Annotated in this window: 10 protein-coding genes and 1 pseudogene; 4 read left to right on the top strand and 7 right to left on the bottom strand. The window is 41.1% G+C overall.

The window, feature by feature from the left end; translation table 11 throughout:
• Positions 1 to 2 precede the first annotated feature (2 nt).
• Positions 3 to 1,412, bottom strand: coding sequence for an MATE family efflux transporter (locus tag MSTHT_RS05440; RefSeq protein ID WP_048166900.1), 1,410 nt, complete (start codon positions 1,410 to 1,412; stop codon positions 3 to 5).
• Between the two features lie 607 nt (positions 1,413 to 2,019).
• On the opposite strand from MSTHT_RS05440, the gene MSTHT_RS05435 reads away from it, so the two are divergent.
• Together MSTHT_RS05435 and MSTHT_RS05430 are read left to right on the top strand one after the other, a co-directional pair.
• The gene (locus MSTHT_RS05435; protein WP_048166899.1) at positions 2,020 to 3,831 is read left to right on the top strand and encodes a KUP/HAK/KT family potassium transporter; all 1,812 of its coding nucleotides are present in this window, start codon (positions 2,020 to 2,022) and stop codon (positions 3,829 to 3,831) included.
• Between the two features lie 230 nt (positions 3,832 to 4,061).
• Positions 4,062 to 4,739: a rhodanese-like domain-containing protein gene (locus MSTHT_RS05430; RefSeq protein WP_082086780.1), complete on the top strand. Its 678-nt coding sequence runs from the start codon at positions 4,062 to 4,064 to the stop codon at positions 4,737 to 4,739.
• Positions 4,740 to 4,824: 85 nt separating this feature from the next.
• Here the strand turns inward: MSTHT_RS05430 and MSTHT_RS05425 are convergent, their stop codons facing one another.
• From MSTHT_RS05425 to MSTHT_RS15410, 4 genes and pseudogenes are all read right to left on the bottom strand, one after another.
• Positions 4,825 to 5,973: a hypothetical protein gene (locus MSTHT_RS05425; protein ID WP_048166898.1), complete on the bottom strand. Its 1,149-nt coding sequence runs from the start codon at positions 5,971 to 5,973 to the stop codon at positions 4,825 to 4,827.
• A gap of 157 nt (positions 5,974 to 6,130) precedes the next feature.
• Positions 6,131 to 6,970, bottom strand: coding sequence for a PGF-CTERM sorting domain-containing protein (locus MSTHT_RS05420; RefSeq protein ID WP_148704573.1), 840 nt, complete (start codon positions 6,968 to 6,970; stop codon positions 6,131 to 6,133).
• Positions 6,971 to 7,885: 915 nt separating this feature from the next.
• Positions 7,886 to 8,338 (bottom strand): annotated as a pseudogene (locus tag MSTHT_RS15415) (class I SAM-dependent methyltransferase); the annotation flags it as partial.
• The gene (locus tag MSTHT_RS15410; protein ID WP_310572468.1) at positions 8,332 to 8,511 is read right to left on the bottom strand and encodes a hypothetical protein; all 180 of its coding nucleotides are present in this window, start codon (positions 8,509 to 8,511) and stop codon (positions 8,332 to 8,334) included. The pseudogene MSTHT_RS15415 and the gene MSTHT_RS15410, both read right to left, overlap by 7 nt.
• 467 nt (positions 8,512 to 8,978) lie before the next feature.
• Here MSTHT_RS15410 and MSTHT_RS05410 point away from each other — a divergent pair, with 467 nt between their 5' ends.
• Positions 8,979 to 10,112 (top strand): Glu/Leu/Phe/Val family dehydrogenase, encoded by a 1,134-nt coding sequence (locus MSTHT_RS05410; RefSeq protein ID WP_231588208.1) that lies wholly within the window; start codon positions 8,979 to 8,981, stop codon positions 10,110 to 10,112.
• Positions 10,113 to 10,193: 81 nt separating this feature from the next.
• On the opposite strand, the gene MSTHT_RS05405 is transcribed toward MSTHT_RS05410, so the two are convergent.
• Positions 10,194 to 11,561, bottom strand: a complete 1,368-nt coding sequence (locus MSTHT_RS05405; protein ID WP_048166896.1) for an acetate--CoA ligase family protein — start codon at positions 11,559 to 11,561, stop codon at positions 10,194 to 10,196.
• A 387-nt stretch (positions 11,562 to 11,948) separates the two neighbouring features.
• On the bottom strand, positions 11,949 to 12,305 hold the full coding sequence (locus MSTHT_RS05400) for a winged helix-turn-helix transcriptional regulator (RefSeq protein ID WP_048166895.1): 357 nt from the start codon (positions 12,303 to 12,305) through the stop codon (positions 11,949 to 11,951).
• A gap of 142 nt (positions 12,306 to 12,447) precedes the next feature.
• On the opposite strand from MSTHT_RS05400, the gene MSTHT_RS05395 reads away from it, so the two are divergent.
• On the top strand, positions 12,448 to 13,107 hold the full coding sequence (locus MSTHT_RS05395; protein ID WP_048166894.1) for a nitrite/sulfite reductase domain-containing protein: 660 nt from the start codon (positions 12,448 to 12,450) through the stop codon (positions 13,105 to 13,107).
• Positions 13,108 to 13,185: the final 78 nt, after the last annotated feature.

Here is a 13,185-nt window from a genome sequence, read left to right as displayed (position 1 = left end):
TGTTAGTATTTCTTTAAACTCATATCCGTACGAATTAGACATTTCAGGTATGTATGTGCCCAGATGAAAGTAATCAGTGAACCAATTACTGTCCCCGCAACAAGCCCCCACCAGACGCCAGAAAGCCCCCAGTTGAATTCGAAAGCAAAAATTAAGGCAAAGAGAGGGGTCATAATCAGGCTGCGCAAAAGCGTAGCTATAAGAGCGTTGGTGCCTTTTCCTGCTCCCTGGAAGAAAGAAGCGGAAAGCATCCCAAAGGCGACTGCCGGATAGAACACTGTCATGATCTTAAGGAGTCTCGTGAGTTCTGGTGCAATCCGGGCAGCGTCTTCGGTCTGTGTAAAGACAGCAGCAATTTCTGGAGCAAAAACGAATACGAAAACCGCAATTACGGCTTCGACCAGAAATCCGATTTTAACTGCGTAAAAAAGAGCATTCTGGGCTTTTTTAAAATCCTTTTCCCCAAAAGCAGCTCCTCCAATTGAGACCATAGCGATTGAAATTCCTATCAGGGGCGTAACTGCTATGCCTGTCACTCTCCAGGCTGTGGCATAGACCGCAACTCCATCTGTACTGCTGATATCCGTGATTATAATATTCATTATAAGTGCGGTCAGCGCCAGGGCAAGCTGCTCAACTGAGGAGGGTATTCCGACCCTGAAAATATCTTTTACTATCGCTTTATCGAATTTGAAGGAACTGAACCTGAAAGCTACATAGGTATCTTTTTTGATGAAAAACCAGTAAAACATCAGCAGTCCGGAACTGGCATAAGCGACAACGGTTGCTAGGGCGGCTCCTGCAATTCCCAACCCCAGAGTATATATAAATATGGGATCGAGTATTACGTTCAGGACTGAGCCAAGAATCATTGACTGCATAGCCCTTTTTGAATCCCCTTCACTTCTCAGGATGGAGTTTGCAACATTAGTAAAGAAGAATATAAAACTGCCCCCGAAAAACACCCTGGCATAACTGATTCCGAGCTCCGTCGTTCTTCCGGCGGCTCCACTGTATACGAAAAGATCTTCCACAAAAGCTAATCCAAGCACGGTCAGTACAGCTGTCAGGGTGAGCATTATCACAAAGGTATGCAGGGCAACGTTATCTACGCCTGTTTTATCTCTGGCTCCGATCCGCCTGGAAATTGCAGACCCTCCTCCAACTCCCAACCCGCCTGTAAGTGCCATCTGGATAAGGAAAAAAGGAAATGCAAATCCCATAGCAGCCAGAGCATCAGCTCCCAGCCCCGCAACCCAGAAGGTGTCTGTAAGGTTGTATATTGTTTGCACAGACATTGCAACTATTATAGGAATTGATAGCTTGATAACGGCTTTCTGGGGGTCACCGAGAAGAATATTTACTCCTTCTGTTGTCTCTTTATGCACAAGAAAACCTTTTTCTTCGACCAAAAAACTCCTCTCATTTTTTTACGGCTTTCCTTTTTTCCTCTGCTTCTTTTCTGTATATATCTTCGTTGATTGTTGAGTACAATTTTTTATCATTCCGTCTTCTACCATTACCGTTTACTTATTTTATGCAATTTTATTGATAGCTGTATGTGTGTTAATATGGATGTTAACTAAGATATACTCTTAACATTTCTTGTGAAACAAAACTGGAATAGATTGACTGGCATTAGACTGGCATAATATGTATTAATTCCAGTCCCACAGGTACAAAGGGTCACAGCCTTTATATACGAAAAAGTAATTCTCGGGGTTACCAATTGTTAGAATAAAATCCGTTCTTATATTATTGAGAACTAAATTACAAACCACAGATAACAAATAAAGACTCGCAGATAGAGACAAGTCATATGAAACAGTGAATCTTGAATCATAGAGACAAGTCATATGAAACAGTGGATCTTGAATCCAGGGATTCAATAAATTTCATACCTCTTTCTCTTATAGGGCAGAAGAAAATCTTGATTTTTGGTCTTAGGATTTGAATGCATAAAACTTTTATTTCAAATTATGTTTTTGCCCGGATTTCTGGAAAATAAGGTGAAGAACTATGTTATCCAAAACAGAACTCAGGGAAGCAGTGAAGTCTATGGGTCTGGTTTTTGGTGATATCGGGACCAGTCCCATTTATACCCTGACAGTTATCTTTCTTCTTACAAAACCGACTGAAACTCATGTAATAGGAGTTTTATCTCTAATTATCTGGACACTTATCATTATCGTGACTATGGAATACGCCTGGCTTGCCATGAGCCTTAGTAAAAAGGGTGAAGGAGGAACTATTGTCTTAAAAGAAATACTTATTCCCCTTTTAAGGTCAGGCAGAAAGGTTTATTTAGTCACAATATTAGCCTATATAGGTATTTCATTCCTTATTGGAGACGGCGTTATTACGCCTGCAATAAGCATACTCAGTGCCGTTGAGGGAGTACGCATCGTTTCTGGTTTTGAAAATACAGGACAGAGTGTTCTGATCTTAATTGCCGGTATAATTGCTATAATCCTTTTTTCAGTCCAGAGTAAGGGAATAGAAAAGATTACATGGGTATTTGGCCCGATAATGTTTTTATGGTTTGCATCCCTTGCATTTTTTGGAATTTCTTCAATATTTTATGCGCCAGGCGTAATTAAAGCCATCAACCCTTATTATGCCATCAGCTTTCTTCTGGATAGTGGAATTGCGGGATTTTTTGTACTATCCGAAGTGATTCTATGCGCAACCGGGGGTGAAGCATTATATGCCGATATGGGCCATCTGGGGAGAAAGCCCATTTTAAATGCCTGGAAACTGGTATTTGCAGCATTGGTTTTGAATTATCTTGGGCAGGGATCATTCCTTATTAGAAATCCAGACTCAACAAATGTATTATTTGAGATGGTGTCTCAACAAGCCAGCATTATCTATATACCATTTCTTGTCCTGAGCATCGTTGCAACGATTATTGCTTCGCAGGCTATGATTAGCGGTGTGTTTTCAATAGTATATCAGGGAATAACAACCCGAGTAATGCCAATGCTAAAGATTGATTATACCTCCGGGCAATTGAGATCACAGATATATATAGGGGCAGTAAACTGGATGCTTCTAATCGCTGTATTATTTATGATGCTTGTGTTTCAGGAATCGAGCAATCTTGCAGCCGCATATGGATTGGCGGTTACAGGGAACATGACAATTACAGGCATACTGATGGCCTCAATATTCTATTACAAAAAAGATATATCGAAGACTATAATCTCGCTGTTCATAACATTTGTTGACTTTATATTCCTTCTCTCAAATACTTACAAAATCCCGCATGGAGGCTACTGGTCAATTATCATAGCACTCTTTATCTTCTCTCTTATTGTGATATACACATCGGGGCAGAAGAGACTTTACGAAGTGCTGAAGCCTGTAAAAATCGATGATTTCCTTGAAAAATATAATCATCTATATGCTGCTGAAAATAAAATCAGTGGAACTGCACTTTTCTTTACACGGGATATAACCAGAATTCCCCAATATATTTCCCATGTAATGTTTAAAAATAACATCATTTATGAAAATAATATTTTTATTTCAATTATTAAGTCTGACAGTCCTTTTGGAGTAGAAAGCTCGTTTACAGCAGAACCGGCAAAAGGATTAAAAGTTTTTGAAATAAGAGCAGGATATATGGAAATTGTTGACGTCGAACAGATTTTGAAAGACCAGGGCATTTATGAAAAAGCAATTTTCTACGGAGTAGAAGATATATTTACCAGTAATATAGTCTGGAGAATATTTTCCGTAATTAAGAAATTGTCACCTTCATTTGTCCAGTTTTACAGGCTCCCTACCGACGAGCTTCACGGAGTTATGACAAGGTTCGAAATGTAAAAATGGAAAAGTACAATGGGCCTTCAGTCCTAAATAAAATTAAAAAAGATGATATAAGTTGAAGTACTATCTAAAGATTACCCATCTTAGATAAGATATCTGAACAAACTGTATGAATAAATAGTTCATTCTGGATGATTACTCAGGTTTGGGCGTCAGTACGCTTTGAATAATTATCCAAAAAATTCAAAATTCAGGTGTGTAGAACTGGATAAAATGGAGGGATCTGATTGGATAAGCAGTATTTACCATATCTTGCTGCAATTCTCTTTGCTTTTCTCATAATCGCACCAGGTGTTGCAGGAGCCGAGGGCAGCACATACACAAATGTAAGTGTTAATGATGCCAAGAATATGATTGAAGAAGGTAATGTCTTCATTCTCGATGTACGTACCCCTGATGAATTCCATGCAGCGCATATCAAAGGAGCGGTATTGATACCGGTCACGAGCCTCAAGAATCCGCCCGGAGAGCCGATTTTGTCTTATGAATATCTGCTGGCAAATCGAACGGATGAGTTGCCGGATGATTGTAATACAAAAATACTTATTTATTGTAAAACCGGGACACGAAGCACCAATGCAAGCAAAGTCGTGGTAAACGCCGGTTACAGCAATGTTTATAACATGAATGAAGGGATCAAAGTCTGGATAGACGCAGGATACCCCGTCGTAAGCAGCTTCGTGGATGAGCTTGACTGCGCTGATGACTCAACTAAAACTGCCCTCAACGTAAAAGTCAACAACATACTCTGTCATCTTCAAAAAGGAAATGATGCTAAAGCTATAAAGAAAATTAGCACTTTTAATGCTTTCGTTAATAAAACGAGAGCTGAATGCAGGTTGAATTCTACCGAAGCCGATTACCTGATCCACGAATCCACAGTCCATCTTATGGATCTTATCTGATATTTATATGACCTTACCTGATTTATGACCTTACCTGATTTATTCATCAGTTGCCTGCAGGACAGGCAACTTTGATTTTATGTTCTCACAATAACGAGCGTCTTTTAAAGAAAAATACAGCCCCTAATATGCATACCAGGCTCACCAGTTTGAATCCGGGCAGGCTTTCTTCTACAGCATACGGCTTTTCTTCCACGTGTATAGGAAGGTCAAGCGTATAATCTTCCACGTTCTCAGTATCTTCGCCGAAATAATATATTACTCTGCCTTTGACAGTAAAATCTCCAGGCTGGTTAGTCTCAATTCTTACTTCAATATCCCTGCCCTGTCCAGGCTCAAGTTCATATGTTGTCGTATACTGACCTGCACCCGACTGGACAAACTCCGAGGAAGAGACACTCATTCCTGACGGTGGAATAATAATAACCTGCACATGCATTACAGGTTTTGTGATAAGATTGACAGCTGACAGTTTGAGCAGAATGTCTTCCCCAGCAATAACCCAGGTCTTTTCACCATGGAGACTGACACTTGCAGAGGGGGGTGCAGGTTTGGAGTTCCCGGCTGATTTTGTGTTCTCTGGAGCTGTTTTTTGTGCAGGCTCAGGCTGTATGTAGTTGTTATTCTCAATTTTAGTATATTCTGAGCGTATTATATGGTACGAGTCTCCTTTACTACGCGAAGATTCGCTCTCGGTATCCTCTGAAATTTCTGTTTCTTCTGAGGTTTGCGTTCCTGTATCCTCAGTTTTTATTTTCGTGCCCCCCGAGGGCTGAGTTTCCGTATTCTCTGATGATACTGCTTCCTTACTTTCCTGGGAATTTGCTTCGGTTTCTTCAGCCGGTTCTAATTCCGGTTCTTCCTGGGGATCAGTTTTTGTTTCTTCAGTCGGTAGTTCAGGATTTCCCTCGGAATTTGTTTCGGTCTTCTCAGCAGACTCTGATTGGGTATTTTCCAAGGATTGACTTTCTTCCCCCTCCAAAGGCTTTACGCCTTCATTTTGGGTCTCATCGTTTTTTGAGGATTGTGTGTCTGTATCTTCTGGGGGCTGTGACTGCTCTTCGAGATACTGTGCCTCACGTGAAGGCTGCATTCTTTCTTCTGAAGGCTTTGATTTATTTTCGTTAGAATCTGCTGAACTCTCTGACGCATATACATACGAAAGGTTGCTTACAAGGAAACAAGCGACTAAAAAGCAGATTATTAGTGTTTTTAATATAGCCCTTTGAGACATTCTACCACCTTTTTGGGCTGCGATCTTTAAACGTCCGGTCAACTTAGCTGAAAAGCTTTTCGAAGTTATTGGTGCCTTTCCTAGCTTATTGAAATAATAAAACAGGAAAAATGCATGTATTTTTCCTGAAATCGTGCTTATATTTTTTTAACCTGACTTACTTCCTCTTGGCAGCATAAACTCCTAGCAGTCCTATAGCCGCAATTAATATCTCGAATCCTGGAGCACTAAATGAGCCTTCTCCTTCGGCTTTTATTCCTCCGCTCTCTTCAGAGCTGGAAGCTTCTTCGGGGTTGCTCTCCTCAAAGTTGGGGGCTTCTCCGGGATTTTTGGAAGCCTGCTCAACTATAAAGGGGTGGCTGAGTGAAATCGGGTTGTAATCGTCTTTGTTATCTCCAGGCCAGTACAGACCGCTGAAGTGTACAGTGAAAGTACCTACTTTCTCTCCTTTAATGTTGATGTAGATTGTTCGGGCGCTTCCAGGAGGCACGGAAAATGTTCCATAGACTGTACCTGCAGCACCTGTCTGAGCAAAACCCTGCCCGTATACGTGAATTCCAGCAGGTACGCTGATCCTTGCGTCTACATTCAGAGTCACATCATTAAGGGAAGGGTTATCGATATAAAGTTCAACAATGCCGTCTTCGTTTTCAGTTATAACATCATTAACCGGTCTCAGAGTGACTGTCGGACCTACTCTGAATTTCTGTTCTGCTACAGGAACTGCTGCTTCACTTTCGGTTACATTGGTAAGGCTGGTCTCATTCAGGGGCATGGATTGATTAGCGGATTTATTGGCGGGTTGATTAACGGATTTATTGGTGGCGGATTGATTAACAGATTTATTTACGGATTGATTAGCGGATTCATTTGTGTTTAAAATCTTTGATGCCGTATCATTTACTAATGGGTTATCGGCTGCACTTGCAACCGCACCTGTTAACACAGCCCCAAAAACAAAAATCGACATCACCAGTATGGGCAAATATTTTTTCAACTTATATACCTCCTTTTAGGGGTATTTAGGGGTATTTAATTACCTGTACAATAGCTTTTTGAAATGTTTTTCAAAATTTCCGATTGATTTATTACAGAATTTGCTTTGAATCAATATTTTTCAGCAGATATTGAGCATTTTTAGTTTAATTTACTTTCGGCTTTTTTGTTAATATCTTCAAAATTTTACTTACATATTACAATAATTTTAGATGAAGAGTATAATTTAATATATCAATATTATTTTTCACCTGATATTCCTGTGTTTTAATTGTATTTTTGATTCCCATGTTAAGGGTATAGATGAATATGGAATCCAGAATGACGTTCAGGACTCCGCCTGCAATCATAGCCTGCATGGCTCGCTTCGAGTTGCCCTCACATCGGAAAATAGAATTGGCGGCATTGGAAAAGAAAATAATGATACTTTTAAAGAAGGTAGCCCTGGCAATTTTCTGATTTCCCAGTTATATGGAAAAATATCTCATAAGAGACTGGTTTTAGTGCACGAAAATAAAATGCCTGGGATAAGGACAGGAAATTTATCCCTGCAGTAAGTTTCCTACAAGTGTTTAAGATTGACAGGGAACGAATCTCAGGCTCAATTTTAACTCTTATTGACAGGGAATGAATCTCAAGGCTCTCTCAAGGCTCAATTTTAAATCACATACTTTTTACAATTCTCTCTGAAAAAAATTGCAATTAGATCATAAACAGTAAAAGCCAGAATCATTCCCCTAAATTTCAGGTTATAATGCGATAAAGTTCTTCATGTGAACATGATTTGAGGAGTCTTATACTGCGATTGCGATCTGAAAAATATCAAGATGTCCTTGATAATATTGCATGATACCTGTACTCGTAGTACATTGATTTTATATATTCCATAGTGAAACCGTTATTCTTGGCAATTTTTTCAATCAGGTAGGGGGCTATGAGAATTCCCAATTATATCCCTGGGGCGGTTTCTCAGGATAGCCGATAACTGCTTGATGCTCCCGATACCAGCTTTAGGTAATGTTTTCCAGAGTTTGAAATTCTGTGAAAACCATCCCATTTTCCACAGGGGATAAAGCCTTGGATCAATTATGTCAAAAAAGATTATCTTGCCTCCTTCATTTAGATGACTACAGGCGTTATTGACAAAAGCATCTATTTGCTCAGGGGTCAAGTACTGGACAACCTGTGATGCCGTGATCCGGTCAAACGAAGAATTCAACTTGTCCCATACTGTTTTGTCATCGGCAAGGAATAAGTCTACATTTTTATAATTTTTCTCCCAGATTTTCTTCTCAGCTTCAAAAAGCATCGAGCGTGAGAAGTCAACACCTACCACCCTTTCGTAATAAGGCACGTAATATATCAAGAGCTCTCCGGCGCCGCACCCAAAATCGAGAAGAGATTTACCTCCACTGAGGTGGAAAAGTTCTCCTTAGCTTCCTTATATAGGAATTCATCGGTAGAATATCTATGGCCTCCTTTTTTCTTATCCGAAAAATATTCTGCCCAGGAGAACTTCGATCTACTAAATGATATTTCCATACCGGTAACCCCCTTTCTTCCGATTTTTCCCCATTTCACCTGCAGATGACTGCAATTGAGTAAAGATAAAGATGATTAAATCTTCTTACAGTCTCTCTTGAAAAATATATTTAATATTACCAATCTCACGTTACTTTATTCAGTTATTGAAACATTTGTCCTGAGACCAAGTCCTGACCTACTGTCGGAAAATTTAATAACTATAGTAAAAGATGCTATAAACCTCATAGAAAAATTTAATAACTATAGTAAAAAGGCTATATAAATTCTGATATCTACAGAAATCAGCTTTCTATACATTCGTGCGATCATTTACAGAACTTTTAGCTTTAATTATAGTATTGTCTTCTAGATACAGGCAGCGAACGTAAGTAATTTAGTAATGAATAATTAGTAAAGTATTAAAAAAGTAAGAAGATCATAAGTAAAAGGAAATTAAGACTGAGAAAACAGGAGATAAAATTAAAATGGAAGACATGTTCCGATTTGCGGATGAGCTTGGACCATTTAAAATCATCCATATCTATGAACCATCAGTTGACCTTAGAGCGATTCTTGTAGTGGATAACATCGCCCGGGGACCTGCTCTTGGAGGGGTCCGTATGGCTCCTGATGTGAGTGCTGAAGAATGTTTCAGGCTTGCAAGAGCCATGACCCTTAAGAATGCAGCTGCAGACATTCCTTTCGGGGGCGGTAAACTTGTCATTTATGGTGACCCCCGGATGCCGCAGGAAAAGAAAATCCAGAAACTTCGAACGCTTGCCAGTGCCTTAAGATACACGAAGGAATACATTTTCGCCCCTGATATGGGAACTGACGAGTTCTGTATGGCATGCATAAAAGATGAGATCGGAAGGGCAGTAGGGCTTCCTTGTGGGGCTGGAGGAATTCCTCTTGATGAAGTGGGGGCTACAGGCTGGGGGCTTGCAAAATCTACCGAGGTAGCGCTTCAATACTGTGATTTTGAGCTAAATGGAGCTCGTTTAGTTATTCAGGGTTTTGGGGCAGTTGGGATGCACGCTGCTCGTTTCCTTACCAGTAGTGGAGCTGTTCTGGTAGGAGTTGCCGATTCCCGCGGCTCAGTTTACAACCCAGACGGGCTTGACGTAGATGCCCTTATAAGGCTTAAGAATGAAGGAAAAAGTGTACATGACTATCCTGAAGGGAGAAAGCTTGACAGAGATGCAGTTATCTCCATCCCCTGTGACATATGGATTCCTGCAGCCCGTCCAGATATAATCAATGAGAGCAATGTCCATCTTCTGAATACTAAACTGATTATTGAAGGAGCAAACATACCGATTACAGAAGGAGCTGAAAAACTCCTCTATGAAGCCGGTATTCTTTATGTCCCGGACTTTATCGCAAACGCAGGCGGCGTAATCTGTGCGGCGTCTGAGTATCAGGGAGCTACCCGGCACGCAGCTTTTGAGGCAATTGAAGAGAAAGTGAGGAACAATACGGCTCAGGTGTTGGAAGCTGCAAAAACAAAAGGAATCCTGCCAAGGGAAGCTGCAGTCCAGCTTGCTGTGGAAAGAGTTAAGCAAGCCATGGAATACAGGCGGTGGTCGATCTTTTCTTCGGCTCCGGATTTTTCGTAACCGCCATGTAGTTCTATTCTCATCCTTTAACTTTTTAAGTCCCCGGTTGTTCAGGATTTTTCGGCTCAAATCGGGCTTAACTTACTTTATTCCTCCGCACAACACCTTTGCTGCCCTGACTGCACTATCCGGGGTAAAAAAGACTGGCATTCCGGTGGCAGTAAGAGCTGAAGCCATTTCCCGGCTGAACTTCCCGCCTGGAGAACAGATAAGGATTGGTTTTCCGCAGCTATCCGCAAAGTCCCGAATTTTCTCCGCAATCTTTGGGGTAAGAAGAGGGGGACCCCAGAGCAGGCTAACGATTGCAAGGTCGTAACCTTCCCTGAAAGCTTCCTGAAGAGCATAAATGTAATGTTCATCCCTTACACTGCCTGTCAGGTCTATAGGGTTTTTTACGGAAGCAAAAACAGGAAGCTTCTCTTTTAACCTCTTTACAGCTTCGTCTGGGATTTCGGGAACCCTGAGCCCTGCCTCCTCACATGCATCGGCAATGGAAATTCCTATTCCTCCCCCGTCAGTTATAATGAGGACTCTTTTTCCTTCAGCCAGAGAATACCTGTTCAGTACTTTGCAGGCGTCTTTTAACTCCTCATAACTCTCCACTTCTATTATACCTGCTTTTCTGAAAGCGGCTTCATAGGCTTCATATCTCCCACTGACAGCGCCAGTATGGGAACTGGCTGCTCTTGCACCTGGTTCCTTCCTTCCTACTTTGAGAGCTACCACTGGCTTTTTTTGCACACATCTGGAAGCAGCAGCAAGGAACTTGCGTCCGTTTCCTACAGACTCGATGTAGAGTGCAATGGCTTTTGTTGCTTCGTCGTCTGTCAGGAATTCGATGCAGTCACTTTCATCCACATCAACTTTATTTCCATAGCTTACCACCCTTGCGACCCCTGCTCCTTCGTTTGCCAGCTCGTCCATAATCATAGCGGCAAAGGACCCACTCTGAGTAAGCACGGAGACCCCACCCCTGGCAGGTCTTTCGACCTTATCGCTTTTTATAAAAAATGTGTCTACATTTGAAACTGTATCGTAGATCCCAAGGCAATTTGGTCCCATAGCCCGAATACCTTTCTTATCTAAAATTTCTTTCAGGCGAGTTTCCATTTCCTTTCCTTCGGGTCCAATTTCCCGAAACCCGGAACTGATAATTATGGCGCCTTTTATATTCTCAACAGGTCCGTCAAGAATCTCAAGAACAATAGATGCAGGTACTGCAAAAATTGCTATATCGATTCTGTCCTCTATCTCCCCAGGATTTGGATAACATTTAAGTCCCCTGATCTCCTGGTAGCCTGGATTTATGGGATATATCTTTCCCTGAAATCCCATATTCAGGAGATTTTCCAGGATTGTATAGGAAAGCTTCTCAGGATTCGGTGACGCTCCTATCAGGGCTATGCTCTCGGGCTTGAAGAAAAAACCAATATTTTCTTTAGTGGTCATTTACGCCCTTCCGAATAATTGCATATCATATGCAGATTATAGCTCTGAGCTTAAATACTTGCACCTATAAATTTTGGCTCCATAATCCTTGAAAACAGGGAAAGCATGGTAAGTGCAAGAAGGCAAGGAAAAACTCGTTGCAGAACCTTAAAGGACTGAAATCAGAAAAAACTTAAAGCATGGAATCTCTATTCCCATTTTTTCTGTGTCTTCTATCTTTGTATATCTTCTATCTTTTTGTGTCTTCTCTTTTTCTGTTCCTTCTATCTTTCTGTTCCTTTTATCTTTCTCAGTCTTCTATCTTTCTGTGTTTCCTATTTTTATTTCCTTCCAAAAGATAGAAGATATACAAATTTCCATCTTCATTTATTTTTCAGCAACCCTGGCTCAGTGGTCACAGTACATGCAAATGGCTTTCTCGCACTCTTCATTCTGGAACTTCCACTTAAGCCCCCAGCGTTTAATCGCCTGTATTATTTTCACGAAATCCATCCCGCTTTCGGTCAGGTAATATTCGGATTTCGGAGGCTTTGTTGAGTCGTCAACTCTCTTTGCAACCAAGCCCTCGATTTCCAGTTCGGTCAGCCTTTCTGAAAGGATTTTAGGGGTTATGTAGCCGAGTTTCCTTTTGAGCTCATTAAAGCGCTTTTCCTTTTTTTCTCCTTTGTGCAGTTCCAGAAGGATATGGATAGTCCATCTTTTCCCGATGATATTCATAGTCTTGTAGACTGTGCAGTCTTTCATAGTATAAACATAGAAACTGCCTTATATATAAATTAGTATCTCTAATATACTGGTATCAAAAAGATACTATTATAATTGACATTTTATAAAATCTGTCTATATAATATATCAGAAAAATCCATAAAGTTCGGAAAGATCAGCCATGAAAGACAATTTACCGGAAAAAGGTGCAATCGTTCAGAGAGACCGTGAAACATATGCAATCGCTCCCCACCTTCCAGGAGGAATTGTGGAGCCGGAAACCCTCATGAAAATCGCTAAAGTTGCGGAAAAATATGGGGCTGCTGCCCTCAAGGTGACCTCCGCCCAGAGGATTGCAATCGTGGGGCTTAAAGAAGAAGACCTTGACAATGTGTGGGCTGAGCTTGATATGAAGCCCGGCGCAGCTATAGGGCTTTGTGTAAGAAGCGTGAAGTTCTGTCCGGGAACGACTTTCTGCAAGCAGGCAAAACAGGACTCTGTAAGTCTGGGTCTTAAACTGGATGAGAAGTACCACGGAATGCCCATGCCTTCCAAAATGAAAATGGCTGTTTCCGGCTGTCCTAATTCCTGTGCCGAGCCTGCCATCAAAGATATAGGGGTAATGGGCACTGCTAAAGGATATACTTTAATGGTTGGAGGCTCTGCAGCCGCGACTCCACGGCTTGCTGAGGTTGTCGCAAAGGAACTGTCAGAAGAAGAGGTTCTTGAGACAATTGATAGAATTATTAACTTCTATAAGAGCTCCGGTACGAAAAAGAGACTTGGGAGGTTCATTGAAGATATAGGTCTTGAGAATTTCAAAACCCAGGTAGGCTTGTAAACCCAGCATTCATTAACTTCTATATCGCTTAAATTGCTTCTCGCCGTCTTTAGAAGAACGGAATGCTCCAGTTAAAAT

Origin of the sequence: Methanosarcina thermophila TM-1, assembly GCF_000969885.1 — an archaeon.
Taxonomy (GTDB): Archaea; Halobacteriota; Methanosarcinia; order Methanosarcinales; family Methanosarcinaceae; genus Methanosarcina; species Methanosarcina thermophila.
The sequence above is the reverse complement of the archived record's forward strand: the minus strand, read 5'-3'. Positions and strand labels throughout refer to the sequence as shown.